The sequence below is a fragment of the Paenibacillus sp. OAE614 genome, assembly GCF_040546645.1.
Lineage (GTDB): Bacteria > Bacillota > Bacilli > Paenibacillales > Paenibacillaceae > Paenibacillus_AQ > Paenibacillus_AQ favisporus.
Map to the genome: position 1 here is coordinate 3,278,925 of NZ_JBEPOD010000001.1, position 25,621 is coordinate 3,304,545.

At 44.0% G+C, this 25,621-nt stretch carries 27 protein-coding genes and 1 pseudogene; 6 read left to right on the plus strand and 22 right to left on the minus strand.

The genetic code is table 11. From position 1 onward, the window contains the following. Nucleotides 1-543 precede the first annotated feature (543 nt). The 3 genes from ABIE48_RS15030 to ABIE48_RS15040 all read right to left on the minus strand — a co-directional run bounded on the left by ABIE48_RS15030 (nt 544) and on the right by ABIE48_RS15040 (nt 3,357). Nucleotides 544-999, minus strand: a complete 456-nt coding sequence (locus tag ABIE48_RS15030; protein WP_145019176.1) for a hypothetical protein — start codon at nt 997-999, stop codon at nt 544-546. Between the two features lie 739 nt (nt 1,000-1,738). Next, the gene (locus tag ABIE48_RS15035; RefSeq protein ID WP_145164384.1) at nt 1,739-2,413 is read right to left on the minus strand and encodes a hypothetical protein; all 675 of its coding nucleotides are present in this window, start codon (nt 2,411-2,413) and stop codon (nt 1,739-1,741) included. Between the two features lie 458 nt (nt 2,414-2,871). Continuing rightward, nucleotides 2,872-3,357: a GNAT family N-acetyltransferase gene (locus ABIE48_RS15040; RefSeq protein WP_192715268.1), complete on the minus strand. Its 486-nt coding sequence runs from the start codon at nt 3,355-3,357 to the stop codon at nt 2,872-2,874. Nucleotides 3,358-3,660: 303 nt separating this feature from the next. Between ABIE48_RS15040 and ABIE48_RS34470 the strand changes: the two genes are divergently transcribed. Further along, the gene (locus tag ABIE48_RS34470) at nt 3,661-3,855 is read left to right on the plus strand and encodes a hypothetical protein (RefSeq protein WP_483312704.1); all 195 of its coding nucleotides are present in this window, start codon (nt 3,661-3,663) and stop codon (nt 3,853-3,855) included. Nucleotides 3,856-3,901: 46 nt separating this feature from the next. Continuing rightward, nucleotides 3,902-4,078 (plus strand): helix-turn-helix domain-containing protein, encoded by a 177-nt coding sequence (locus ABIE48_RS34475; protein WP_438822555.1) that lies wholly within the window; start codon nt 3,902-3,904, stop codon nt 4,076-4,078. A 1,276-nt stretch (nt 4,079-5,354) separates the two neighbouring features. Here the strand turns inward: ABIE48_RS34475 and ABIE48_RS15050 are convergent. Then, the gene (locus ABIE48_RS15050) at nt 5,355-5,534 is read right to left on the minus strand and encodes a winged helix-turn-helix transcriptional regulator (RefSeq protein WP_354519182.1); all 180 of its coding nucleotides are present in this window, start codon (nt 5,532-5,534) and stop codon (nt 5,355-5,357) included. 4 nt (nt 5,535-5,538) lie between these two features. Next, nucleotides 5,539-5,748 carry a winged helix-turn-helix transcriptional regulator gene (locus ABIE48_RS15055; RefSeq protein ID WP_354519184.1) on the minus strand — a complete coding sequence of 70 codons (210 nt, stop codon included), beginning with the start codon at nt 5,746-5,748 and terminating at the stop codon, nt 5,539-5,541. 231 nt (nt 5,749-5,979) lie between these two features. Between ABIE48_RS15055 and ahlS the strand changes: the two genes are divergently transcribed. Beyond that, nucleotides 5,980-6,828, plus strand: a complete 849-nt coding sequence (gene ahlS, locus ABIE48_RS15060; RefSeq protein WP_105446211.1) for an AhlS family quorum-quenching N-acyl homoserine lactonase — start codon at nt 5,980-5,982, stop codon at nt 6,826-6,828. A gap of 1,411 nt (nt 6,829-8,239) precedes the next feature. Here ahlS and ABIE48_RS15065 read toward each other — a convergent pair. The 5 genes from ABIE48_RS15065 to ABIE48_RS15085 form a co-directional block, all read right to left on the minus strand. Next, nucleotides 8,240-8,722, minus strand: coding sequence for a GNAT family N-acetyltransferase (locus ABIE48_RS15065; RefSeq protein WP_105446210.1), 483 nt, complete (start codon nt 8,720-8,722; stop codon nt 8,240-8,242). A gap of 571 nt (nt 8,723-9,293) precedes the next feature. After that, complete coding sequence (locus ABIE48_RS15070; RefSeq protein WP_258169102.1) at nt 9,294-9,425, minus strand: hypothetical protein; 132 nt, start codon at nt 9,423-9,425, stop codon at nt 9,294-9,296. A 733-nt stretch (nt 9,426-10,158) separates the two neighbouring features. After that, on the minus strand, nt 10,159-10,422 hold the full coding sequence (locus tag ABIE48_RS15075) for an NUDIX domain-containing protein (protein WP_192714055.1): 264 nt from the start codon (nt 10,420-10,422) through the stop codon (nt 10,159-10,161). A gap of 519 nt (nt 10,423-10,941) precedes the next feature. After that, nucleotides 10,942-12,309 (minus strand): serine hydrolase domain-containing protein, encoded by a 1,368-nt coding sequence (locus ABIE48_RS15080; RefSeq protein ID WP_192714054.1) that lies wholly within the window; start codon nt 12,307-12,309, stop codon nt 10,942-10,944. A gap of 50 nt (nt 12,310-12,359) precedes the next feature. Continuing rightward, nucleotides 12,360-13,022, minus strand: a complete 663-nt coding sequence (locus ABIE48_RS15085) for a TetR/AcrR family transcriptional regulator (protein WP_192714053.1) — start codon at nt 13,020-13,022, stop codon at nt 12,360-12,362. 741 nt (nt 13,023-13,763) lie between these two features. Between ABIE48_RS15085 and ABIE48_RS15090 the strand changes: the two genes are divergently transcribed. Beyond that, on the plus strand, nt 13,764-13,880 hold the full coding sequence (locus ABIE48_RS15090) for an IS3 family transposase (RefSeq protein ID WP_354519187.1): 117 nt from the start codon (nt 13,764-13,766) through the stop codon (nt 13,878-13,880). A 10-nt stretch (nt 13,881-13,890) separates the two neighbouring features. Here ABIE48_RS15090 and msrA read toward each other — a convergent pair whose 3' ends face one another. Beyond that, on the minus strand, nt 13,891-14,418 hold the full coding sequence (msrA, locus tag ABIE48_RS15095; protein WP_145019167.1) for a peptide-methionine (S)-S-oxide reductase MsrA: 528 nt from the start codon (nt 14,416-14,418) through the stop codon (nt 13,891-13,893). Nucleotides 14,419-14,834: 416 nt separating this feature from the next. Next, on the minus strand, nt 14,835-15,122 hold the full coding sequence (locus ABIE48_RS15100; RefSeq protein WP_145019164.1) for an MFS transporter: 288 nt from the start codon (nt 15,120-15,122) through the stop codon (nt 14,835-14,837). Between the two features lie 879 nt (nt 15,123-16,001). On the opposite strand from ABIE48_RS15100, the gene ABIE48_RS15105 reads away from it, so the two are divergent. Beyond that, entirely contained in the window at nt 16,002-16,763 is a 762-nt protein-coding gene (locus ABIE48_RS15105; protein WP_145019161.1) for an SDR family oxidoreductase, read from the plus strand. Between the two features lie 1,023 nt (nt 16,764-17,786). On the opposite strand, the gene ABIE48_RS15110 is transcribed toward ABIE48_RS15105, so the two are convergent. The 3 genes and pseudogenes from ABIE48_RS15110 to ABIE48_RS15120 form a co-directional block, all read right to left on the minus strand. Further along, complete coding sequence (locus ABIE48_RS15110; protein WP_260869153.1) at nt 17,787-18,224, minus strand: aminoglycoside phosphotransferase family protein; 438 nt, start codon at nt 18,222-18,224, stop codon at nt 17,787-17,789. Between the two features lie 367 nt (nt 18,225-18,591). Continuing rightward, nucleotides 18,592-18,798: pseudogene (locus tag ABIE48_RS15115) on the minus strand (5-(carboxyamino)imidazole ribonucleotide synthase); the annotation flags it as partial. 141 nt (nt 18,799-18,939) lie between these two features. Continuing rightward, nucleotides 18,940-19,479: an NAD(P)H-dependent oxidoreductase gene (locus ABIE48_RS15120; protein WP_192714052.1), complete on the minus strand. Its 540-nt coding sequence runs from the start codon at nt 19,477-19,479 to the stop codon at nt 18,940-18,942. Between the two features lie 183 nt (nt 19,480-19,662). Between ABIE48_RS15120 and ABIE48_RS15125 the strand changes: the two genes are divergently transcribed. Continuing rightward, on the plus strand, nt 19,663-20,562 hold the full coding sequence (locus ABIE48_RS15125; protein WP_192714051.1) for a LysR family transcriptional regulator: 900 nt from the start codon (nt 19,663-19,665) through the stop codon (nt 20,560-20,562). Nucleotides 20,563-21,025: 463 nt separating this feature from the next. Here the strand turns inward: ABIE48_RS15125 and ABIE48_RS15130 are convergent, their stop codons facing one another. The 7 genes from ABIE48_RS15130 to ABIE48_RS15160 all read right to left on the minus strand — a co-directional run bounded on the left by ABIE48_RS15130 (nt 21,026) and on the right by ABIE48_RS15160 (nt 25,483). Beyond that, nucleotides 21,026-21,373, minus strand: a complete 348-nt coding sequence (locus ABIE48_RS15130) for a serine hydrolase (RefSeq protein ID WP_192714050.1) — start codon at nt 21,371-21,373, stop codon at nt 21,026-21,028. Nucleotides 21,374-21,506: 133 nt separating this feature from the next. Next, nucleotides 21,507-21,692 carry an MGDG synthase family glycosyltransferase gene (locus ABIE48_RS15135; RefSeq protein WP_354520640.1) on the minus strand — a complete coding sequence of 62 codons (186 nt, stop codon included), beginning with the start codon at nt 21,690-21,692 and terminating at the stop codon, nt 21,507-21,509. Between the two features lie 143 nt (nt 21,693-21,835). Next, nucleotides 21,836-22,117 carry an efflux RND transporter permease subunit gene (locus ABIE48_RS15140; RefSeq protein ID WP_354520641.1) on the minus strand — a complete coding sequence of 94 codons (282 nt, stop codon included), beginning with the start codon at nt 22,115-22,117 and terminating at the stop codon, nt 21,836-21,838. Further along, entirely contained in the window at nt 22,000-22,272 is a 273-nt protein-coding gene (locus tag ABIE48_RS15145; RefSeq protein WP_260866808.1) for an efflux RND transporter permease subunit, read from the minus strand. Before ABIE48_RS15145 ends, ABIE48_RS15140 begins: the two co-directional genes overlap by 118 nt. 428 nt (nt 22,273-22,700) lie before the next feature. Beyond that, a complete protein-coding gene (locus tag ABIE48_RS15150) occupies nt 22,701-23,090 on the minus strand; it encodes a YmaF family protein (protein ID WP_145945713.1) in 390 nt (129 codons plus the stop codon). A 48-nt stretch (nt 23,091-23,138) separates the two neighbouring features. Beyond that, nucleotides 23,139-23,960: a DUF2935 domain-containing protein gene (locus tag ABIE48_RS15155; RefSeq protein WP_192714048.1), complete on the minus strand. Its 822-nt coding sequence runs from the start codon at nt 23,958-23,960 to the stop codon at nt 23,139-23,141. A 596-nt stretch (nt 23,961-24,556) separates the two neighbouring features. Next, complete coding sequence (locus ABIE48_RS15160) at nt 24,557-25,483, minus strand: LysR family transcriptional regulator (RefSeq protein WP_145019145.1); 927 nt, start codon at nt 25,481-25,483, stop codon at nt 24,557-24,559. Between the last annotated feature and the right edge of the window lie 138 nt (nt 25,484-25,621).

Genomic DNA, 25,621 nt, shown 5'->3' on the forward strand with positions numbered 1-25,621 from the left:
CCTCGTCGTATGTAACCACCAGAAGAAATCCGAACGCCGTATTTCTGAATGATTTCGTCCCACCGTGCAGGCATTCCCTTAATGGCAATCTGATCATTACCTTGACCAATCCAGCTGGAGTTATCGCTTATTTGTGCATCGGTGGCGAGTATGACGGTCAAATTCTCCAAAAAGAGTCCATTGATTTAAATGAGCTCGTAGCTGATCGTGAGAATCGGCTAAGCAGAATACTAATTAGATATATACCTAATCGTAAATGAGAACATGTTCTTGTCCATTTCGGCAATCGGACTATGTTCTTGTCCATTCCGGTAATCGGTACAAGTTCTTGTCCTCGACTTGGGACAAGAACTTGTACCGATAAAACAAAAAAGCCGCTAAAATAGCGACTTCCAATGAGACCATGTTCTTGTCCCCCGACAGCTGAAATCCCCAGGAAGCATAGATGTTAAACCATTAACCCCCATTCGTGTTTATAGGATATATATAGAATTCGCATTTTTGTACAGAAGTAAAGGAGCTGCACTGCAGCTCCTTTAACGTTTAATACGTGTGATTCTTAGCCTCACTGGCTCTTCGAGCGATAAATGGTTTCATAAATTCACTAAATTCAGGAAGATATACCTTCTCCAATGGGGAGCAAAGGACATACCCCTTCCCACCAACACCAGCCGTAAAAGTGAAATATTCATTTAATTTTGTCGTTATGTTGACTTGAAATGGTCCTCCTTTTGGCAAAGGACCATGATATGGCTTGATGTCTTCCTTCCTCACTTTTTGCAACATGATGATAAGCGAATCAATTTCTTCACTATTCAACGTCCAGTAAAATCCAGGCCCCCATTTTACATACGCTGTTTGAACATCATTTGCAGTCAATCTAAACACCAGCGCATGAGAGTTGCTTTGGGATACTTTAGATGGAGACGCCTCAGCAATAGTAGCTAAGCCGTAAACCAGAAGATAGATAACGAGCAACACGGACAATTTCCTTTTCATTTTCCACCTCAATTTTTAAGATAAGGTTCCCTTAAATGACGAAAGTCATTTCCAGAGACTATACTTCTATCTTACATCCCATACCTTCGCTCATAGCGTATCTACAGGTATGCAAAATCGAGCTAACTTTTCACCACAATAACAAATGTTACGATCGCCGCCAAATCGGTCTGTATCCGGCCGGAAGCTTGTCAGCATTGATGTAAAATCGGACTGAGCCGCTCCCTTTAGTACAAGGAGTAGAACGTTGAATCATCCACCGTCCAACTTGCGGCATAGGTGACGTTAGAAATCCCCTGTCCCGTTACAAGTACCGTGCCTTTAGCGCCGGCTACCGGAGCACCTGATTTCGCTAAGCTGCTAAACACTTGAAAAAGTGGCTTGGCCTGCGAATTGCCGCCCCCCCTGCGACGTTTGCCCCGTAGCCGTTCCCTCCGCATAGTAATCCCATCCGTCTTTATTGAGCAGGAGTGAGGCCGTCGAAGGAACTTGCAGCTTGGCCGATCCAGATTGTCCCGCCTTCAGCCGAAACAGAACATTAGGAGCTTGCAACTCTTGCGCAGAAGCCGCTGGCGCTGCAGATACCGGCAGCGTGTCTTTGACCACTTGCATCTCCGGGGTCCGATAACCTACGATTTCGTACCCATCTGATGTCAGTCGGCTCTTTCTCCAAAGGCACAAAGAGGGCCGCAACAGCTTGCCCCCGGCAATAGTACAGCCCTCTTGCCCGCTAATCCAATCAATCCCTCCAAGGAAACCCTTCTGGATTTCGCCGTGAACGTTCGGCAATTAGCTGAGGATCATGACCGTTTATTTGTTGTTTAAAAGGAAAATCGTCCGGCGTAACGACCAGTTTGGCAAGCGGTTTTACGGCGATGGGACTGGCCCATTGCGTCGAATCGAGACGCATGCCCTGGCGTTGCAGCGGTTCTTGCTGTTCGAAGGTATCGCGCGGCAAAATATAGATTGTGCCGTTACGCCAAGGATCATGAAGAAGTGCATCCTGATCGACCGAAAAGTAGTAATAATAGTCCGTTGCGGCACCGTTTTCTTGTCGAATACCAAAACAACTGTTCAACAATAAAGAGATGCGCTCCCGGTTCACAATCGCAAAATACATCGGCCAGATGCCGTCGGAAGCCGCGTACACGGCGCGACGGTTGCCGAACTCGTTGACATCATTCGATTGGCGAGGCTCGAACTCCAAGATAGAAGGATTCGCGGATCCATGGAGCACGACGTTTTTCGTCTCGCACAGATAGCATAAGAACATCCATTTGGGCGCAGATAGTTCATAGTCCAATTCAATCGGTTTTTCCCGCCCCAAGATGCTCGAATAGAGCCGTTCGAAATGGAACATGTCATCATGCTGCAATGGCGGTCTTTTTAAGAAATAATCCAGTAAAGGCATCAAAACGCAGTCTCCTCCTCCGTGAACTCCTCTTCATTACTCAACTGACCACAGCAATCGACCGCAATTGGCTCGAAATTTTACCATGACATCCCTCATATGTATGCTTTGAATTATTTTCGACAGGTTCACCTTCATCCCTTCATTCGATATACTTGCAGGTAGCGCAACGCGCGGCTGGCGGCAGGATAATTTGGTTTTTTTCCCGTGCCACCGGGTACCCGGCTTCTTGCGGAGCAAGAAATTCGACTGATGTATATCCAACTAACGTTTCCCGTTAGCTTAATGATTTACTGTGATACGGATTCACTGTCTGTAACGGCAAGTTTTAGGGCCATCCTTTGAGGGATGGCCCTTTGATCTTGTTTTTACAATCCCGTTAGTGAAGCCAACGTGAAAACAATGAGATCAATGAGATACGATTAGTCTTTTCACAGCAAAGCCCTAAATTGACCATCTCTCTAAAGTTCACGCTTGTTCCAAACAATTTCTTCTCCATTCTCTTTCCAGGTACTATGTTGCCGCTCAAAGCCTAGTTTTTCGAGAACTCGGAAGGATGCAGCATTCCATGCACCCACAGTAGACCAGAGCCGACTGCGCTTGGTGGCTATCGTGGCGTCCAAGACCGCGGATGCTGCTTCAGTCGCATAGCCTTTACCGTGAGCACTGCGGAACAGTTCGTATGCGATCTCAGGCTCTTCAAGTGTAGTACGACCGATAATAAGGCCACAGTATCCGATGAAATCGCCCTCGTCACGGCGGCGAATAGTGAGCAGGGAAATCCCATTTTCGAGTGCTTTCTTGCGCATATCGATGATGAGGCTTCGAGTGGCTTCGAGTGTTGGCATGTCCACTCCACGCTCACGAATAAGCTGCCTCAGCCAGTCTGCATCGGATTCCTCCCACATATTCAGTTCGAGTCGTTCAGTTTTCAACTGGAATGCCATAGGTGTATAGTCATTTCCCAAAGCAGAACCTCCTTTACTCATTTACCTTTGCAAGCGTACCTATGCTAACATTTCGACAGCCAGTGGCCTAATCCAAACCCATGCCAGTTGACACGCTTGTAAAGTTCCTTGCATGTTTCCACCAAAATAACTTACCAGATCTTAGGTGCTTCCTCTAGGCTTGTGAGCTGAATGCTTCTCTTTTGAATACCGTATCACATCATTTTGAAAGCGATTTCACACAAATATTATATTATTATTTTGATTCGTATTGTTTCATGTATTGTTACAAGAGTTTGTAATTTGTCACTACGCCGCCCGTTAGCTAAGAACCGGTTCAAGCCATTTTTCGCACATTCCTCTCTGGCGCCGCTGGTCGCCCGTGAAATTTATTACCGGATCATGAGGGGAAGCCAAGGCGGAGCCTTTAAGCAGCTTGCCCTCGCCAGCAGTGAGTACGAGTCGGATCGCCAAAGTCATCGCCCGCATCAAGTTTGATGATGCCCAGCCGCTTCATATCGATGATCTCGCGAGTACGGCCCATATGGGACCCTCGTCGCTGCATCGTTACTTCAAGCAAGTGACTGCACTGAGCCCGCTGCAGTACCTGAAACGGATTCGCCTTCAAGAGGCGCGCCGTCTGCTATTTAACCGAGTCCCCCGATGCCGCCGATGCGGCTTATCGTGTCGGTTACGAGAGCCCTACGCAATTCAGCCGTGAATACGCAAGGCTGTTTGGTCCCCCGCCGATCAGTGACATCAAAAGGCTGCGGGAAGAGACGGTGCAGGCAATCGATTGAGACTTGCCATGACGTAGATCGGTGGATATGAATATTTGGGGACCTGCAACAGTGCAAATCGACGATGGCTCAGTCCATCGCACTAGCGTGCCTTTTGTCTGCTCTAAAAAGCTGACACCCTAGACCTTGCGTACGCCGTCTGCATAATTTTGAGCGTGCCCTCCGATTGATCAATGGATTTGAGCTCATCGCTATAGATCAATAGCCTCTTGCGATGAACTATCCTGCCCGTTAGCTTAATGAGATTACATGGATGTTAGATACTTATCTTAAAGGTATAGAATCACCCAGGATTACCCAAAATAAAAAAGGGTAAGCTCCTATAAGTTGGGTGGTATCTGCATTCTCCTCTTCCCGGCCGTCCGTTTGGGCGGCCTTTAAAGTAGATGAACCAAAATATACAAAAGGTGAATTTTAATGGTAAAGACAATAAATACATATAAAAGACTCGCCTGGATCGGGGCTATTGTCTCTGCATCGACTTTTTCATTAACAGGTGATTTATTTTTCTTAATATTTGTAGTGGCAAATGTCGTGGGGTTGATGATTGTGCCTAAATTGCTTTCACGAATAGAAAAGTAACACTGCTCTCACTTTACTTGCCACCATAAAAGTACCTGCACTTGTCATTCATGGGATGGACGATCCCCTGTTCGTCCCGGCGTGTGGCGAGGACACGGCTTCGGCCATTCCTGGTGCCGAGCTCATGTTGGTTGACGGCATGGGACACGACCTGCCGCACCAACTTTATGAAGTAATTGCTAATGCCATAGAGCGAACGGCTCGTCGCAATTGATACGTACTTCCTGGGTAGTAACCAGCCGGATTCCCGCAGTGCCCGATTGGACGAGTAGACCTCACATCGTGAGCCGGCGCTTTTTTTGTATTCGTAAGGCTTTACTATTCATGCGTACAAATATGGCATTTCTTTCATTCAGCTGAGACCGGAAGCGGGTTGCCAAAGAAAAAAGCCGCCAGTTGGCGACTGAATTAATGAGTATAACATAAATCTTCGGCCCGTATGACGACTCCCCTTCTAGAATCCTCGGCATTCCCGGATTATGCGGTGCCCGTTAGGTATATTGAAAAATTCCGTTTTCAGCCTTTTCAAAGAGTCTTCCAAGGCCTAGCTGATATACAAGACTCCACGACGTGATATTTCATGTACGTAAAGTTCATCAATTTATGCTGCCGGATTCATGTGAACCAGGGTGTATAAGCAGAGTCATACTTAACTCGAGCCTCTACAACTTGAGTGTAATTTTCTCTTCCCCACTGCCTTAACTCTTTCATCGGCTGAAGCAATGTATCCCCTAATGTTGTTAGTGAATACTCGACACTTAGAGGTACAGTAGGAGTAATGTGTCGTTGAACCACTCCATCACGTTCCAGCTTGCGCTACCGTCTGGGTAAGCATTTTTTTAGATATCCCCTCCACCCTCCGAAGCATTTCTCCATATCTGATTTTACCGTCTTCCATGGCATATATAACAAGAGCTGACCACTTGTTAGAGATAATGTCAAGAACTTTGCTATAGCCGCAATTGGATAACGAAATATCAGATTGCTTAGTTGTTGATGAATGTGCCAAACAGTTCCCCTCCTATGCCCTATGAAGTTCCCTGGACACTTTAAAGTGCCTACTTATATCATTTTATTTTTTGTACTACTGTATGTCTATACCAGTACTGAGCCGCTTTAGCTAAATCTGCCATAGCAAAGACACTTCTTAAAGGCAAATCCGAGTGTTCCAACAGCAACAAGATGCGCTTCCAAAAGGGGTTACCTTGTACTGGATTACTTCGATGGGTGGGTAATAAACATGACAAATATTATAAAAATGCATCCTAAGCTATATGTATTGGATAACGGTCGAATGAGCATGGACAAAAATTGGATCATCTCCATGCACAATCCAGCAACAATTAATAATCCGAATGCCCAGACACAATTTGTGGAGTTCCCAATTTATACAGTATTAATTGATCATCCTGAGGGGAAAATCTTATTTGATACAGCCTGCAATCCAAACTCAATGGGCGCTCAAGGGCGATGGGCACAATCGACCCAACTGTCGTCTCCATGGGTGGCAAGCGAGGAATGTTACCTGCATAACCGATTGGAGCAGCTTACGGTTAGACCCGAGGAAATAAAGTATGTTGTTGCCTCCCACTTGCATCTGGACCATGCTGGATGCCTCGAATTGTTCACAAACGCGACCATTATCGTCCATGAGGATGAGTTTAATGGAGCACTGCAGACCTACGCTCGCAATGAAAAAGAAGGAGCCTATGTGTGGGCTGATATTGACGCCTGGATCAAAAACCAACTGCAATGGAAAACGATCAAACCGGGAGAAGACAATTTGGATCTGGTGGAGGGTATCAAAATCTTGAATTTCGGAAGCGGTCATGCATGGGGAATGTTAGGTCTTCAGATCGAAATGCCAGAAACCGGCGGAATCATTTTAGCTTCCGATGCCATTTATACCGCGGAAAGTTTTGGTCCTCCGGTCAAGCCGCCTGGTATTATCTATGATTTGATCGGCTATCGAAATGCAGTAGAGAAAATCCGTACATTGGCTACCCGCACGAATTCCCAAGTGTGGTTCGGGCATGATATGGATCAATTTAAAACTTTGAGAAAATCTACTGAAGGATATTATGAATAACTCAATTTTCGCACAGCGGAAAAATAGACCTGAAGGCTTGTTCCTGAAATGTTAATGTACATTGAAATACTATAGCACATTAGAGCCGCAACGGCTATCTTAATGGCAGAGCGTCGATTGACTGATCAACAACCGTGCGACCGCCAGTGAAGATTGTAACCTACTATTCAATTAACGGGAAACAATAACACAATAAAAACAGCGGTGGTCCAGGACTTATCTTCTCGTCCAAGGCTTACCGCTGATAAAAATTGTAGACTAGTACGATCTTTACCACTAAATTTACCTTTCGCGTTTTCGCAAGCCTCGGACACAGCCTACTTCTAATCAAATTTAAGCTCATCTAGCATTCCGCATATACACTAAGTTAGAATTTATTCGTTACATTGAACTAACACAACGCGCTGGGATGCGGTAAATGCAACGAGGTATTGAGGGCAGCATCGTCATGTTGAACCTGCTGCGTTTTCGAGATGTTGCTGTTTACACAGCCAATCATGAACTAACACCGGAAAAACACAGGGTTAGTCCAGAACTTTACCGTCCCGGACTAACCCTGTTTCAGTTATTTGGGTCTCTAAATGCATTAGCTTCGCATTAATATAGTGTGTTTCAATTTCTTCCCGGTGCGAATGTCTTTTCGTTTGAATGCCATTCTTAATGTTGAGACAACAATATGATTTACTTGCTGGCAAGGGTCTTTTTCTATTTGCAAAAGTCTCGTTATACATCATGTATCAGACTAGAAGTGCGAAATATGGCATACGAATCCCTCTCTTTCCACGCATTTTATACATTAGCATAATCTGTTACTCAGGAAAGATACAATGGATAATTTGATTTCAATTGAAGTTACCATCTGGATATTACCACACTCTACTGCTCGTTAGCGTAATGAAGCTGCCGATCAGCACCGGCAGCTCTTCCTGTTCGTTATTCAACTATCGTATCCCTTAGGCCCCGTCCAAGCTACAGTTTTCTTTTCGCGAAGGTATTGACTCGCCGTTCGAAGGAAGTGTGGGACAGATTTGAGCGGACTAGCAAATCGTCGTCACCCACACTGCAATTGAATTATCGATATTAGCGTTTGAGAAAAGATATTAATATGTAAAACTACTAATTCGCCCTATTTCTATAAGATAGTTAGCAGCAACCTTTCTTAACGAACATAATTCAATATTAAAGTTATTAGTCGACGTTTGATGTTGATAATAAGTTGAAAGGCGCGGGTTACAAGGCTTGTATCCGCCAAAAAAGCGTCAAGACAATAATGTCTCGACGCTTTTTTGCTGCCTTTTTGCCTTTAAAATTATTGAATTTCTATAAGAATAAGAGCATTTTCCTCTTAATTCACTTCATTCTCGATCTAACGATAACATTTATAGATTCGTCGATATTTTTGTCTTCGTATTCACTTTAATTCAAACTCCATAAACACATCTGCTCTTACATAAGGCATAGGCCCAATTTGCTGAACAGGAACGTGCTTGAACCCAACCGATTCGTAAAGATGAACAGCGTTCGGCAACTTGGTGCTACTGCCCAAAAAGAGCTTTGTTGCGCCAAGCCCGCGTGCACGGTTAATGGCGGCATGGATGATTATCCGTCCGTATCCGCGCCCCCGTGACTCGGGTGTAACGCTCATCTTCGAGAGCTCGAACACACCGGCGCCTTTCGGAACGAGTGCAACGCAACCGATGATCGAATCACCATCTCGCGCGATAAGCACGTCTCCTCCTTTGTTCACGATGTTCTCCACTGGGTTATTGAGGATAACCCGGTCCTCCTCTTCGATGGTAAAGAGGAGGGCAATCCATTCCTCGTTAAGTGTTTTGAAGGCTCGAGCCTCATCGGGTGTCTTCATCGAAGTAATCGTGAGCACTGTTTCAAGCATGCTATGTTTCCTCCTCTTGAATGTTTGATTTCTAGTATAGAAATATCCAAACGATTGATCAATTTCAATAATTCAATTATTATCATTGATAACATCTATGATTGACAGTCACAGCCCAATCAAATGTCTAGTAAGTAATTGGCAAGCCTATCAAACCGGAAGTGCGCGCCGCATCATGCATTACACCAATTCCTTTATTTATTCGGAATATTTATTTCCGTCGCCGCCTGAAATGAAAAAATCCTGAAAAACTGCCTTTCAGGACTTTTTCATTTCACCTTCATTCTTTTGATACCAGTTTACTCCAAAGACTAACCAACTTCATAACTACGTCGCTTACATTTTTCTGCTACTTATCTTATCGGTAATCGGCTCATGTTCTTGTCCATTACGGCAATCGGTACAAGTTCTTGTCCTGGGCTCGGGACAAGAACTTGTACCGATAAAACAAAAAAGCCGCTAACATAGCGACTTTCAATGGGACTATGTTCTTGTCCTTCGACAAAAAACTGAGTATACTCTCAATAAAACGAAAACAAAAGGCCGGGAAACAAGTCCCAGCCCTTTCATCTTACCAGTGTTTTTTCTTGTTTTTGATACTGACGTTCGCCAGGTTAATTGCCAATGCATTTCCACCTGCTTTTGCTGTAGCGGTTTGAGTAACACGGACACTATTTTTACGTTTAGCTGAATGTTTGAACATACATATCACCTCCTTTCAATATATAAAGGGGTGAAGAATCAGACAATTCTATCTTTTATGAGATTTGGAAATTCGAACGTTCGCTGAGTTGCTTGCCAGCGCGTTTCCTCCCGCTGCCTTCGCAGTTGATGATTGGAAGATTTTCACGACGATAAATTGATTTCTTCCAACTCGATGTTTGAATACTTTGACATTTGATCGAACCATTTTCGCCCCAACTCCTTTCCTCTCTTCATGCTAATAACCTATGTTTAGAGTTCCTATGCAGTCACGGCAAATAATGGAGTAAAAATGTGGATATCGCTTAACGGATTCGTCCTCAGAATATATCAGCTTGGCTTAAGATACTCTACCCTTTGATATCTTTAAGTTTCTTACGTGTACCTTTAAGGCTCGGTTGCGTATATCGAGCTGTCGTTTCTGTTGCCAAGCCTCCGAACTTCTTTCAAAATAGGTGTATCCCTCGATTTATTTCCTTTGAACCCTACCATGAAACCAGCCGCTCTTTGGGCCCAGGTGAGCCTCGTCCATTTTGAGCCGCCTACCTTTTAACACCTTCTTCGAAGTCTAGGTGCTCCCATACATGTTCGGCTAAAACTACAGTAATGGTATTGGGTTGAAAACGGTCAGACCACTGTTCTCTTCGTAATATCTTCGGTTTGCGTCAACTCGGGATTATTGCTATATCCGCCAGCACCAATAACAACTCGTATGTCTTTGATGTTTTGTCCCCTCACTCAAGCTCATCCCCCTTTATAGCGAAGTGTAACAAAAACCCCATTGGGTTAAACCCTGTCTCTTCGTAGACTTCTCTTCTCGCTGTATCTTGAACGCTTTCTCCTAAATCCATAAACCCACCTGGAAAACTCCATTGACCATTATCAGAACGTTTCTGCATCAGTACTCGATTTTTTATATCAAAAACGAATGCACCCGCAACAACCATAACAACCTTCTCGTTTCCTACCATTGACCTTAAATGTTGTATGTAATCCATTTAAACACCCTCCATTTTAGTAAACCCCTTATTATTGCATTTCTAGCCATCAGAAATAAAACTTAAATCATAATAATAGTTTACATTTTGTGTATTAGATGTAGGATGGATTTTTGTAACCTGTGCATGGAAATATATTAGAAATCATTACATTATCCTGCCCGTTAGCTTAATGAGATTGGCTGGAAACAATGTCAATATTCATTGATACTCCTTAGTGGTTGTGAAGAATTAGAATCCTACACAATTTCTTGTCGTCCCTTCTCCGATTACCCGAGCCGTTCCGAACGACTCGGTTCCCTTCGACACCTCGACCGGTTCGCTGAGCTCCGCTTAACCCCTTTACGTTCCAGCGGAGGGTAATCACAGCCAAGTCCACGTCGGACGGGTCCTTCCAGGTTACCGCAAGCAATCGGTATGAACAGGTATTAACGTAAGGCTCGAAACTGCCCTAAGGGGGATGACGTCCTTCAACACCGTTACTCTTGTTGTACTTCGGTTCCCTGCACCCGGAAGGTATTACTTAATCTTTTGAGCGACTCGCATCCCAAGTAAAACAAATTCGGTACCGTCTGAAAAAGTAGAGAACACAACAGGTAGCCAATTCTCCCCAAAGAATGCAGCGAATGCTGTATCGGATACTGGTACGAGATTCGTCTCTAGCGGAGGTGCAAATCCTTTCATACCATCAACAAATTCCCCTACAAAGTATGGTTTACCGTTTCGTTCTGTGATGGAGATAACAATGCCTTCTCGCTTGTAACTGCCGATAAACGGTTTGAAATCTACAGAGATCGTTTTTTTGGGGGGAGCGAAAGAATCTCGCATTTTAATACCTGCAAGCTCATTTAGAAGTTCTTTAAATAAGGAAGAATAAAGCTGCTGTGCACCCCCACCATTCGTCAATAAGACGATCGCAACTCCTGATTCTGGTGCTACACGTAAAAAACCATACTGTCCGATCGTAGCACCATCATGACCGAATCCAAAAACGCCATCCCAATCATACAATGCCCATCCTAATCCCCAACCATCGGAGCTAAACGTCCATTTATCAACACAATTGACTTCACGTGTTTGCATGGCAGATACCGTCTCTGATTTCAAAAAATGAGTTCCATCAGAAGCTATTCCTCCATCTAGATGCATTTTTGCTAATTGTACAATATCCGCAGCAGAAGCACAGAGAACACCGCCATAAGGACCAGATGAACGGGGTAATGGATTCCAAGTTGGACATGGTTCTGGCTCTTGACCTGGTAGTCCAATGTGACCTATTGCCGATCGAAATCGCAATACATCTTCTGGTAATGTAACGGTACGATTTAGTCCAAGTGGAGTACACAATCTATCCTTAAGTGCATTGTCCCAAGTTTGTCCTGTTACAACTTCAATAATACGTCCCAACACGTTGTATCCAACACTGCTATAGGAAATTGTCCTGCCGGGTGGACAATCCAAAGCTATGTTTTTACTGGCCTCAATATAAAGTGCTAAACAGTCATCACCACGTCCCGTATCATGGGTAAAATCACAGGTTAAACCGCTCGTATGGCTGAGCAATTGTCGAATAGTGATGGTTTTAGTAGCGATCTTATCTGCCGTTTCAAACTCTGGTAATACATCTATTACTGGTGCATCTAAGTCTAGTTCACCTGATTCAACCAATTTCATTACCATTGTTGCAGTATGAACTTTGGTTATCGAACCAACCTGAAATACTGAGTCTGTCGTTACCCTTACACCCGTTCCACGATGCAATATACCACTCGCCAATTCGTGAATTTCATCGTTAACAAGTACTGCTAATGATGCACCAGGAACATGATTATTAGCACGTAACTCATCGATACGATTTTGCCAATGGGCAAAGTCGAAATTAGCCATGTTGATTTTCTCCTCCTTATTGAGGTTAATAGCAGCGCCATTATTCAAAATCAAATCTCTCTAGTGATATTTTTGGGTGGAAAACTGAAAGCTAAAAGTGCTTGTAAACCAAAGGAAAATTGTTGATCTGGATTCCCGTTTTCAAGGTCTGACATCAAATTATGGAGAACGGGGTACTTGTTTCCGGGAATATCTTGCCACAATTTTGAATGAGACCCTTCTGGCTTCATGCCAGAAAAAAGGACTGAACCTACATCAAGTAGCTCATGACCAATAATAAAACCAACCATACCATTTAATACATAGATCGCGTGAGCTCCATATATATTTGCACGATGGAGAGTAGCAAGAAGACGTTCCAAGATTGACAGGGATGCAGGAGTTCGTAATGGACGTGATGCAAACAAAGGCAGTGCACGTGGATGTGCACGTAGGACATTACGAAAATCATGTGCAAATACCCATAAATCATCATACGGCGACGAATTTGATGTTTCTGGGAATGGTATTTGTAATAAAAGAAATTCAATAACTCCATCAAACAACTCTTCTTTATTTGCGATGTGATTATAAAGGGACATTGCTTCAACGCCTAATGCTAATCCCAGTTTCCGCATACTAAAATTTTCTAAACCTTCTTGATCAATCAATTGTACAGCAGCTTTTAGTACCTTTTCCCGAGTTAGAGATCGTTTTCGATCTATTTTTTCCATATATACTTCTCCTTGTGTTGTTTGTACCTAAATACTTACACCATAAGTTTACATTGTAAGTTTATGGTGTAAGTATTTTGTTGTCAAGTCAAGAAAGTGATATTGCATGTATTATAAAATGCTAAAAACTGCATCTGTAATGAGAATCCGTATCTATTACGGCTAACCATACCTGGTCTTATCTTTTTCGGCAAACGATACGTCGGGTTTTGACAAGAACATATATCGTTAAAACAAACAAAGCCACTGGTACGCGGCTGCTTTTAAGCGTGTATGTTCTTGTCGTCTTACATACAGGCGGTGGTATCTGCCCGTTAGGGTACCCAGTTGGGATACTTACCTAATCGGTAATCGGACTATGTTCTTGTCCATTACGGTAATCGGAACAAGTTCTTGTCCTCGACTCGGGACAAGAACTTGTTCCGATAAAACAAAAAAGCCGCTATAATAGCGACTTTCAATGGGACTATGTTCTTGTCCCCCGACAACCCAATTATAAACAAATATCGTGCTCTCATGAAATTCAGTCTCTCCTTTACCCTTATTCTTCCCGTTAGCTTAATCCCTAAAGCCAATTTAGCTTTTTAACTCCGTTTATGCGGGTATCAGTTATCGAACTCGGTTCTTCTTTTGCCCCTGCTCAGTCACGCATTATAAAATGGTAAAAACTGCAACTGTAATGAGAATCCTTATCAACCACGGTTAACCATACATGTTCTTGTCTTTTTCGGCAAACGATATATGTTCTTGTCGTCTTACAGGACTACTTTTTTATACATTCACTTTTACAAGCACAAGCGGTTTCAGAAGAAATTAAATAACCTTAGTCCGGTGGAGTACCGAACTAAGGTTGCTTAGTGCTCTTATTTCATTGTTGTCTACTTGACGGGGCGCCACCGGCATCCCGTTTGGGAAGGACCCAGTTGGGGCGCGGGAAGTGGCAGGTGTAGCCGCTCGGATACCTCTCCAGATAGTCCTGGTGTTCTGGCTCTGCTTCCCAGAAGTCGCCGACCGGCGTCACTTCGGTGACAACCTTGCCCGGCCACAGATCCGACGCGTTCACGTCGGCAATCGTCTCCTCCGCCACCTTTCTCTGCTCGTCGCTCGTATAGTAGATCGCCGAACGGTAGCTTGTGCCGATATCGTTGCCCTGACGGTTCAGCGTCGTAGGATCATGGATTTGAAAGAAATACTCCAGGATGCGCCGGTAGCTCGTCTCCGCTGTATCGAAGACGATTTCAATCCCCTCCGCATGAGTGCCATGGTTGCGATAGGTTGCATTCGGAGTGTCACCGCCAGTATAGCCGACGCGAGTCGAGACGACGCCGGGAAGCTTGCGGATCAAGTCCTGCATTCCCCAAAAGCATCCGCCAGCGAGTACAGCGCGCTGATGCATGTTAAACCTCCTCAACCTGATTGAGATATTTGCCGTAGCCCTCGCTCTCCATGTCGTCGCGATGAATGAATCGGAGCGATATTTTGCGGAAACGATCGGCTTCGTGAAACTTGGTCACCCAAAGGAGGACCAGACCCAAACTGCATATCGGTGCTCTCTTGAAGTTTCATGTCTAGGATGTCCCATATCCGCATTGGAAAGGCAATGTTTTTTCAACTACTTAGATCATCAACCATTATACCCGCGGTATGCATGACTCAAACCTGTTGTTTCTGCCGAAGCAGGATATTAACTGGAATTTTTTAAGGTGGAAAACTCCCCCCCACTAATACAGCATCATTAGCGCAAAAAAAGAAAATGACCAGTCGAGTTAATCGAGTTAATCAACCGCATCAATTATGCGTTTGCCAGCGAGATTAATTCAATGATGACGCTTTTTCACGGAAAGCGGAGACTCTTATCGTTATAAATAAAAATCCTACAACCAGCATCATTAAACCTGCCCATACGACGTCATGAGTCCCCATACCTGAAATAAACAAACCTCCTACTGATGTGCCGACTGTGATACCTAGATTGGAGAACGAAACGAATAATCCGTTAGCGAATTCGGGTGCCTCTGGTGCCGCAGAAGTAATCCAATTTTGAGTGAGGTTAAGTGCAAAGGTGAAGAGAGCACCCCATACTGCAATGAGTAACACCATAGGGAATGGAAAATCTCCAAAAAGATAAACAAACAAAGAGAGCTGCTACTATCGGATAAATAACCGCTGTCTGCACTGGTTTACGGCTAAGCCATTTTCCTGCCAGCATGTTCCCGGCAATACCGGTTAAGCAAATTATATCAACATTATGCTTATTTCTTTATCAGGCATATTTGTTACTTTCGAAAGATACTCTGCAAAAAAACTGTATACGGCATACATTGGACTATGTTCTTGTCCCTCGACATGATGTGTTGCTATTCCGACGAAATGATTTATTTTCCCGATTTATAGTTGATTCAAGTAGTAAATTAGCCAAATGAGGTTCACCTTTAACTGCATGAATAGTGTTTAAATTAATAAGAAAGTCTTTATGAACAGAATTAGGCCCTATTATCTCTCCTCCTGTTGTTTTCAATTTTGCAAGACCTTCAGTTAATTCATGAAAAAATCAGCACTAAATATGACAACATACTTCACCACTCTATTGCCCCATCTTGATCAATGGAAGCTCTATCACTGCGTAGCAAACACGTGCTTTCATTAAAGTATCGGTATGCTTGTTCATTCTAAGTTACGGGTTGTCCGAATGGACCGGCTTTACAAATTGGAAGCGGATCGGCTGCGTCATCACGGTGATTTGGCTGGCTTACGTACTCTATGGTTCACATAATATCCGGATCTCGAATACGCTTAGAAGCACGCTTCCCATCTCCTTCTTTTACCCGATGGTTTACATAGGAATACCACTGATTTTGTGGTTCAAGGCAGCATAAGAAAACATTGGAAGACATGATTGTCACAGAATTCATTGGTGTGTTGTCTTACATATGAAAGGAAAACAAGCCCCATAGAGGGTAACTAATTAGGAGGATCAACATGAAGATTGTAGTTATTGGCGGCAGTGGGCTAATTGGAACCAAACTCGTAAATAACCTAAAGGTTCTCGGCCATGAGGTAGCAGCTGCTTCGCGTTCTTTGGGCGTAAATACCCTCACAGGTGAGGGACTAGCAGAAGTTCTTCATGGTGCTGAGGTCGTTGTAGACGTTTCAAACTCACCTTCGTTCGAGGATAAGGCAGTTTTGGAGTTTTTCGAGACATCCACCCGCAATCTCCTTGCCGCCGAGGCAGCCGCTGGCGTGGGACACCATGTTGCATTGTCGGTCGTTGGTACCGAGCGACTTCTTCAAAGTGGATATTTCCGTGCGAAAATGGCTCAAGAAGAGCTGATCCAGGATTCCAAGATTCCCTATACGATCGTCCGCGCGACGCAGTTCTTCGAATTCCTCGGCGGTATTGCCGATGTAGCCACCGAAGGAGACATCGTTCGTTTGCCTCCTGCCCTGATGCAGCCTATCGTTTCGGATGATATCGCCGGCGCGCTGGTTGACTTCACACTTGGAACGCCCGTGAATGGTATCGTAGATGTGGCTGGTCCGGATCAGTTCCGTATGGATGAACTCATTCGGCAATACTTGAGCGCCATTCAAGATCCGCGGCAGGTGGTCAAAGACAACAACGCGCTATACTACGGATCGGTAGAGGTGAATGATCAATCTCTCGTACCAGATGAGCAAAGTGCGCGTATTACAACGACACATTTTCAAGATTGGCTCAGCAGTTTAATATCCCAGAGGTAATTTCCCCAAATTCAAAGTTATATTTTGTAAAGCATGGCTTAACTGATTTCATGGACGAATTACATTGCCACCATGATACTGCGACTGTTCCTCGGTACTCCACTGAGAAACGGTCGCTTTTTTACTTCTGCAAATATTCGACAACCAATTATGAGTGCTATTTTTCATCAGCAAAAAGCCACTTCTCATTTTAATGGAGAGTGACTTTAGCGATTGAATCATTGCTAATATTCTTTTCAACTTTTCACTCCACACTTTCTTTTAACCCTGAAATTTTAATTAACCCCTTTGATACTTATTATCCCTTAAGGACTAGACCCTTGTTGAAATTCCAACCCTTTCTTTAACTAACTATGCCCCACTTCCCCAAACTGATCTGCCATGATTAATTTTCTGTAAAGTTTATGATTGTCTTTGAGAACTGTATGTCTTCCCGCCGATACCGTTCCGTCTGGAAAGGAGATACGCTTTACCTTGTGCTGAAAAAGGGAGAAATGATTTAGGTACAAGGTATCCTGACCAAACATGGATCTAAATGTTTGGGCGACTAGATAACCGTTCAACAAGGTCAAAAACTTTGAGCCAACCGGAAATTGTCGAGTAGCTATGACAGTCTTTGGTCATTACAGCTCCCTCTTCTCCCCGTTAGCTTAATGATCCATTCATAATCCAGTCTTCAAAATTATCATTTAGAAACTCAATCTCACGCTCATAGTGCGCCAAGTGCCCTTCTTCAACCATTTTTTGATAGGCAGGATTTCCATCGGAAGCACCATTTCGTAATGTATCGCATAGTGCAGTCAACCGTTGAGTAATCCACTTTAGCAATTCTTTAGGAATGGCGGTTCCATATGATTCAAAAACAACTGAATTCGCCGACTTCGCTCTGCAGCATGTAAATCGGCTTGGTAAGACTTTGTTTTCCCCGAAGAATAGTCAGGTGCAAAGCAAGCAAGCGGAACTGAAGTGTAGATGGTATATGCAATGTCCCACATACGGGGACCTGGACCTGCCATATCAAAATCAATCAGTGCACAGGGACCCCTTGTTGAAAGACCACATTGTACAATGCTGCGTCATTATGCAGATCACTTCGTGCTGGCCTTCGTCAAAATAGCTAAGTTGCCATTTGCTTTCCGACATGAGTATGAATCCTTCGGTCGCATCATGGAAGCGCCGCAAAAGTCGTGCCAAACCCACAAGAATTGCATCCGACCACATATATGGTTCAAGCTCAGGGTATTTATTACCTGGTACTTCTCCAGAAATAAATGTCAATATTTCACGTTCGGAGTCGTCAATCCCAATGAATTTTGGCGCACCTTCAAACCCTTGTTTCTCCAGATGCTTAAGTAGTTCATGCACACACGGACTCCAAATGCCTGTGGGGCGTAGTACAGTGTTTTCTTTCCGGACAATGTGATTAATATTACCGCCATCTAATACTTCTTCCTGAGTCACTATGCTTCACCCCTTCATTACTTCCTTTATCGCAAGAAAGTGTCGAGATCAACGGGAACTTGGTGTGGATATCTCGCAGCGAAACGTTGGTTAGTAGTCTTATATTAACATTCGTATCAAACAATTAGGAGGATAAGATCAGGTATAACTGAATTATCCTGCCAGTTAGCTTAATGAACTAGTGCAGTGAAATGTAGTTTGATGCTTATCTAATCGGTAATCGGATTATGTTCTTGTCCTTTACGGCAATCGGTACGAGTTCTTGTCTTTGGTTCGGGACAAGAACTTGTACCGATAAACAAAAAAACCGCTAAAATAGCGGCTTTCATTGGGACTATGTTCTTGTCCCTCGACACCATTTTTGCAGCGCCGCTTCCTTGTCGCCGTAACCGGCCACAATCTGCCGGGCGACCTGCCCGCAGGGACTGTCCGGCGTCGGGTCAAGGGCAACAAACCGGTAGCCAAGGTTTGCCCCGGCCAGCGCCATCATCCGCCCCAGCTGGACTCCGCCCAATAGACCGATGGTCGATCCGGGGCCAATTACCGGGCTCCCGGCTTTATACGAATTTCCTATTTGTAATGGCTTACGGATGGAAGAATGAAAGCTGCAATTCCGTAGGCCTCTTTGCCTTAGTTTACCAATATCGGTCAACAAAAAAAGAAGCCCGCTGATACCGAAATATCCGCTGCTTCTTCAGTTAAATCCATATTTCCTTTATTTATAAACAACAGGTTCTACGGCAGCCAAATGGTTGACGTAAGCGGCCCCGCTTGCTGCCAGCTCCTCGTCTGTCACTTTATCGACGCCATGCAGAACAAACAGCGGGAGATAATCGGCATGCACGTAATTGGCGATCGAAGCCATCGGCTTCGTAAGGTCCTGGATGGTAAACAAATTGTGGCCCCCGTCCTGATAGGCTGCGGCAGTTCCGCCCGTCGAAATAGCAATGCCGAATTGTTTGCCGCGCATATGGTCCCCGCCCGGGCCAAACGCCCAGCCTAATTTAAGCACCTCATTAAACCACTGTGTGAGAAGCGCCGGCGTACTATAAAAGTAAAATGGATATTGAAAAATCACCCGGTTATGGCTGTCCAACAGTTCCTGCTCGTGTTTGACGTCAATTGCTCCGCTCGGGTATTCATTGTAAAGGGAATGAACCGTTACATTCTCTTGCTTGGACAATTCCTCCACCCAGGCGCGGTTAATCCGCGATGCCTGCAAATCGGGGTGTGCAACAATAATTAAAGTTTTCATATAGACACATTCCTCTCAAATGTAAATTTATTTCTTATGCGGTCAGCCATTGCCCGCTTCCTTCAGGCTGCTATTCCATTTTCAGGACCTGTCTGTAGTTTACAGCGCTTCTTGCATCACGTAAAATGAATATAAACGATAGTATGTTTCGTTTTTAGTGATATAAGTGAGGGAGAGTATGAAATGGAGAGCGCAGAGCTGAGAATATTCCGGGCGGTTGCCCGGGAGGGAAGTATTACGAAGGCGGCTGCGACTTTGGGTTATGTACAGTCAAATGTGACGGCCCGTATACAGCAGCTGGAGTCGGAGGTAGGGACAGCGTTATTTTACCGGCAGCGCGGCATGATTCTGACACCTGCAGGCAGCAAGCTGCTGACGTATGCCGAGCAGATTTTGCATCTGCTGGACCAGGCTGAGAAATTTATGGCCGAGACGGAATTGCCTTCGGGCAATCTGGAGCTTGGTGCGTATGCCAACATTTCCTCGCCCCACCTTCCCAAGCTGCTGGCCCGCTACCATAAGTTTTATCCCGACGTGAATTTGTCGCTGTTTACCGGGCAGACAGAGGATCTGCTCGACAAGGTGCTTCATTACGAGCTGGACGGCGCCTTTGTGAAGCTCCCGGAGGTCAATGACAGCAATCTCGTAAAAGAACTGGAAATCACCGAGGAACTGGTTATCGTTGCGCGTCCCGAATACAAGAATATGAAAAGCCTGTTCTCCAAGCCCTTTCTGGTGAATCTAAGCGGCTGCCCCAACCGGAGCCGGCTGGAAAGCTGGCTGAAGTTCCAGGGGATAAGCCAGGTCCGGTTTATGGACTTTAATGATCTGGATTCGGTTATCCAGGGCGTGCTCGCCGATCTCGGCGTCTCTTTCCTTCCCCATTCCGTTGTCCAGGATTATGAGGAAAAAGGACTGCTGAGGACCTTTCTGGTTCCGCCGGAATTTTGCAGCACCAAAACCTTTTTCATCCGCCATAAAGATTCGCTGCTTACCGGTGCACTGGCCAAATTTATCGAGCTGCTGAAGGAGACCAATCCGATTTACACGCCGGCCGCTGCCAATTTTGAATGGGAACTTTGAACAAAGAGCGGAGTTGCTATCAGATGACAACAAAAAAAGGCTAAGCCACGGGAATTTCATTCCTGGCTTAGCCTTCCCTTCGACAGCAAGAGAAAAGTTAAAAAGGCTGCATGCATACTCAACAAAAACAGCAGCCGATTAGTTGCCGGCTGCTGTGTTGTTTTAAACTATTTTTCCCCACAGAGATTTCGCGTGATGAGGAAAGGAAATCATCCCCCCTGCTTAGATGTCAAGTGTCCCCTCGAGTTGCTTTCAAGGACTATTTCGATTAGTTGCTTTGTTATTGTGTAAACAGGAGTTGAGTCAAAATTACTAAGTAGGATAATTGTTATATCATCGGGTATGATTCGACTGTACTCAGCACTAAAGCCATTTATTCCGCCGGAATGGTGAACTCTTAACCTTTTTAGCGGGAGATTCGTATGATCATTTTCTGTTATAAACCAACCATATCCGTGGTTATTCAAATATGGGTTAAATAAAAATCTCGTAAATTCTTCAGTAAATAAATATTTTTTTTCAGATATAGCTCGATTCCATAAAAAAGGTCCTTAACTGTAGAATATAAGTTACCGGCTCCATGTGCAGTAGACATATCTAATATTTCTGTGTTACTAACTTCCCCCCACATACTATAACCAGATGCTCTATCCTTAAGTATGGTTCTGAAATTATCACATCCGGTTGAATACATAGAAAGCGGATCCAATAGGTAAGTTCTTAAATAGTCCTCATATGAAATCTTCTCAAGTATGTATGCCAATAAAATATAACCCGCATTAACTGATCTTGCTGGTTCAACCAAAACCAAAAACAGAAGGCGTTAAAACTGTGATAGCCACAGATAACGGAATTCCTCATAGGATGATGCGGCTGCCATGTCAATTGCCGACATCACTGATTTTAGATACTTTCCGTTCACTACAAAGTACCCTTCGGTGTACTTATAAACACCGGCCGGGCAGCACATAATCGGTAATCACAGTATAACTCGGAATTGCCACGCCTCCACTTCTTCTTAGGTAATACATAGCCAGGAAGGGAAACGTATGGATAACGGCATCGGGTCTCTTTTCCTCCAAGAGAGCTTTATGAGGGTTCATACCGAAGGAGTGCAGCCATTGAGCGATCGTGAAACGGAAGCTACAGTCGCTAACAGCACTCTGACGCCGTTGCCTTTCTTGATAGCGATGTTGTTGTTAAGGTCTTGTTCCGTCAAATCCCAGCCTTCAACGCGTACCGCGAACGCAAGGAGTCGTCATCCACTTTCCCGTTATTGGCCCGTCAGGCTGTAGCTAAGAACCGGGAATGTGCTGGTCGTGAATCTCGTCACGGTAGGCGTATTAACGCCGGGCGGCAAATCGGCGTCACCCAGTGCCATCTGAATATCCCGCTCGGCCTTATCCATGTTGTAATTCATCGGGTAATACAGAGTCATCAACAATCTGCCATCATAAGATGTTGTTTCAATATTGAGAATCCCGTTGGTTTTACGGATTTCTTGCTCGATTGGTGTGTAATATCGCGTTTCACCTGATCCGCCTGGTAAACAGATGCGCGAAGCGATACCATCAGCGTCGTGTTGTTGATGCCCGGCAAATAATCGCGCTGCATTTGAAGCACGGAAAACCCTCCCCAAGCCAGAAGGAGCACAACGACTATGGTTAGGATCGCCGCACGATGCATCACGGCTTCAACTAATTTCTTCACCCCTAACATCTCCCTTTTCTTTTCATAAAGGAAAGGACTTCGAAATGCGGGCGTTTGTTCATTACGAAATTTTTTTAATTTCGGTGCCTAAACAGGTTCTCACACGGGAGTGTAACAACATCATCAATCCCCCCCTATTTTAGCCCTGGTTATTGAAAAGAAGCGTAAACTGCTTTAAGCTTTCTGTTGAATTTTTATGAAACACCCCATGCCCTCTCCTTGATTACACTAAGAAACTTATCGCCGAGTCCAAAATCCCATCTGATGCATAGACTGATTTATCCAGGAATGTGTGTAAGGAGGAAAAGGCTTATGGCGAACAACCGACTTCACCCACTATCTGTTATCCTTTTTAAATAAGATAATATAGTGTTGGTGGAACTTTGCCGCTGATAGGGACAGTAGCTTTGGGGGGGAACAACCAATTTTCATTTTTCCTCGTTCCCTGTTCTGCCCTTATATCGATGTGAGTGAGGAATTCTACCGTTTACTGTTGTGTAACCCTCAAAATCGTGATAATGTCCACCCTCCGGTAAGGGGATTGCTGGTCCTGTTGTTCCTCGAACATAATGAATATGCTGGTCATTAAATGAAGTCTCCACATTGTAATGATGGACATGGGGAACACCACTGGGGGCAGGATCTGTGGTTCCAGCGTAATGATGAAAGTGTCCAACATCAAACGAAGTGTCCCCCGAAATTGGATGAACATGAAGCCTTACCGGTCTTCCATCCCATGAAGTAATAAGGAGACTATGAGCATGTTCAGAGCCAGAACCTTCAGAATGAAGCAGTAATCCTGTGATTGGTATTTCCAAAATACTTCCCTCCTACATTAATGTTGTATGTTTGATCAAACCGTCATGTTAGAACAATATTTCCCTCTTGTTTACCTTCTCTCCTGATAATGACCGTTCAAACATATCCAGAATAAACAAAAACCTCTCAGCTTCCCGAAATACATGATCTGCCAGCAGGGGATGAATGATGCTTTTAATACGGCATTCCTCGATTAAATCTCGGGCTGTCTTCTTAAAATCCCGTAATGACTTCACAGAGACACGGTTTTCATCTACAAACTGACTCAATAATGGAACCGTCTGGGATTGGGGCCGCATTGAACTTAAATCGATCGCTTGATACATAAGGGTATCAAATTCATGACTAAACTCTCTAGCTTGTTCAACAAGCTTCCTTTCCGAAGGATCTAGAAGATGGCCTATAAACTTAGCGTGATCTGCCATGATTTTGAGGAAGAAAACATTCTCATCAATAATGGCATCATGTAGCGGCTCGAGCCTTCCGGAATTCAGTTCCTCCAGTCGGTTTCTAAAATAGTTGGCTTCCCGGCTGATATGATCAACAAGCAAAGGGAAATTATTCTGTCCTGGCAGCTTGCACTGCAGGATTAGGCCCAAAACTTTTCTTTTGAAAGCCCAAATATGAGCCGCTGCGTTGTGTACCTCTACGTTGAATTCCCTAATGGTTTGAGGATCGGTGTTTACTGAAAATGAATGAGCTCTTCTTTCGATATCTTCAAAGATAGCTTGGTATTGGTTAGCTTCGCTTATTAGTTGCGTATCTTCACTCCTAAATCCTAATCGAAGGAAAAACGAATGTTCCTTCATGATACGTGACCAGAATCGAATTTCGTCTAACGACCGTTCTACAAATACGTCTGGCAACATTATCACTCCTTCTCAGTTGGGTTTAAGCCACAAAGTTACATTATATGTAGAATATATTGCGTACGCTTGTTCCATTATGCTGAAAGGTGTATTTTCTGATTAAATATCTAATTAAACCCCTCAACCTTTTCAGTAAGAAATTAAAGGCTTCTGCTGGCAGCATTTCTATCCATCGAGCAAGCGTTACCTGGTATTTCAATGTTTTTTGAACAGGATAATAAGGATCTTAACCAAAAAACAAAGGCAGCCTATTCGGCTGCCTGTTTTAGCTCCTTCTATTCACCTGTTTTAGCAAAACGTTCAATTGGCTCACCAATCTGATCGTGAACACGTTGAAAAACAGCCCATTTCTTTCGGGACAAATAATGCTGCTAAGAAAAGTAAAATTGTAGAGCAGCGGTCAGCCCGTCAGTCAGACCGTTCGAAAGATAGAGAATCTTGGCTTTACCGTAACGCTGGCCGCTCCAGAAGCGTCCTAGTCCATCCCCGCCTAGACAAAGAAGACGCAGCTTTTAAAAAACCGTCTAACGCTGCGCCTAGTTTCCTGCTGCTTTTTTTAGCCCTACGTTATTCGTTATTTTCAGGGTAGTTGAAAGCTATAACTCCTCGTTCTTCGGGGTGGAATTTGCCAAAGCCTTTTTCAAAAAATCAATATATAATAATATCTCCTCCGGCAAAACAACATCGTTGCGTTTTACGATTCCCAGTTGAAACAGATTGGCATCTTCCAAAGGGACAGAAATGATGTTTCGATCCGTGTATTTGCCAGCGATAAGACCGGTTCCCAGATTGTAGCCATCTGTATTTGAAAGAAGACTATTCATGGTACCCCGATCCTTCAGATAAACCAGTTTCATGACATTGTCCACTTTGATGACTCCTTCAGCAAAATGAAGCAGCACATCATCCTGCTGGTAAGTAAGACAAGGATAGTCGCTTAATAGCGCAAAGGTAATGGATTGGAGACGAGCGAGAGGATGTTCTTTTCTAATAAACACACGCTGCTTTAACGTAACTAGGGGAGTAAATACCAGTGAGTTCGAAATAAAATAACGCTCGAAAAAAAGCTTGTTCAAATCGGTAATAGATAGGATTCCAAGGATGCTTCTGCTTGTACACACATCGTCAATCACATCTATTGTCTTACCTTCCCTAATTGTCAGTTCATATTTCCGTTTAGTAAAATGCTCCATCAAATTTGCAATGGCCTCTATCGTGAAGCCGTAATGCTGAGAAGAAATGGATAACCTTGTTACGTCAGTTGCTTTTTTCTTTTTGAAATGGTATAAAATGGATTCTGTTTGCTCCATTAACATCTTAGCGTAAAACAGGAGTTCGTTCCCTTCTTTAGTGAACACAACACCTTTATTTGTTCTGTCCAGAATAGTAATCTCCAAATCATTCTCCATATCCCGAATTGCTTTGCTGAGACTGGGCTGTGTAACGTAAAGCGCTGCCGCTGCTTTGCTGATCGAATTATGTTTGGATATCTCTATGAGATATCTGAACTGTTGTAACTTCATGTGCTTGTCCTTCCTTCCGATAACCCAAGTTTTGATATAACTATATTCTATGGCATACGATAAAAAAAGGCAGTTATTCATTTTTTGTGGGAACTGCTAAAATCATAGTAATAAAATTATCTTATTCAAAAAGTTTAA

Coding starts and splice junctions, on each gene's coding strand:
- ABIE48_RS15160 (WP_145019145.1), bottom strand. CDS start 25,483: ATGAAGTTACAACAGTTCAGATATCTCATAGAGATATCCAAACATAAT.
- ABIE48_RS15125 (WP_192714051.1), top strand. CDS start 19,663: ATGGAGAGCGCAGAGCTGAGAATATTCCGGGCGGTTGCCCGGGAGGGA.
- msrA (WP_145019167.1), bottom strand. CDS start 14,418: ATGCATCAGCGCGCTGTACTCGCTGGCGGATGCTTTTGGGGAATGCAG.
- ABIE48_RS15040 (WP_192715268.1), bottom strand. CDS start 3,357: ATGGCATTCCAGTTGAAAACTGAACGACTCGAACTGAATATGTGGGAG.
- ABIE48_RS15105 (WP_145019161.1), top strand. CDS start 16,002: ATGAAGATTGTAGTTATTGGCGGCAGTGGGCTAATTGGAACCAAACTC.
- ABIE48_RS15075 (WP_192714055.1), bottom strand. CDS start 10,422: ATGGATTACATACAACATTTAAGGTCAATGGTAGGAAACGAGAAGGTT.
- ABIE48_RS34475 (WP_438822555.1), top strand. CDS start 3,902: ATGGGACCCTCGTCGCTGCATCGTTACTTCAAGCAAGTGACTGCACTG.
- ABIE48_RS15065 (WP_105446210.1), bottom strand. CDS start 8,722: ATGCTTGAAACAGTGCTCACGATTACTTCGATGAAGACACCCGATGAG.
- ABIE48_RS15085 (WP_192714053.1), bottom strand. CDS start 13,022: ATGGAAAAAATAGATCGAAAACGATCTCTAACTCGGGAAAAGGTACTA.
- ABIE48_RS15080 (WP_192714054.1), bottom strand. CDS start 12,309: ATGGCTAATTTCGACTTTGCCCATTGGCAAAATCGTATCGATGAGTTA.
- ABIE48_RS15155 (WP_192714048.1), bottom strand. CDS start 23,960: ATGTTGCCAGACGTATTTGTAGAACGGTCGTTAGACGAAATTCGATTC.
- ABIE48_RS15090 (WP_354519187.1), top strand. CDS start 13,764: ATGTTCTTGTCGTCTTACAGGACTACTTTTTTATACATTCACTTTTAC.
- ABIE48_RS15120 (WP_192714052.1), bottom strand. CDS start 19,479: ATGAAAACTTTAATTATTGTTGCACACCCCGATTTGCAGGCATCGCGG.
- ABIE48_RS15100 (WP_145019164.1), bottom strand. CDS start 15,122: ATGGTGTTACTCATTGCAGTATGGGGTGCTCTCTTCACCTTTGCACTT.
- ahlS (WP_105446211.1), top strand. CDS start 5,980: ATGACAAATATTATAAAAATGCATCCTAAGCTATATGTATTGGATAAC.
- ABIE48_RS15070 (WP_258169102.1), bottom strand. CDS start 9,425: ATGTTCAAACATTCAGCTAAACGTAAAAATAGTGTCCGTGTTACTCAA.
- ABIE48_RS15030 (WP_145019176.1), bottom strand. CDS start 999: ATGAAAAGGAAATTGTCCGTGTTGCTCGTTATCTATCTTCTGGTTTAC.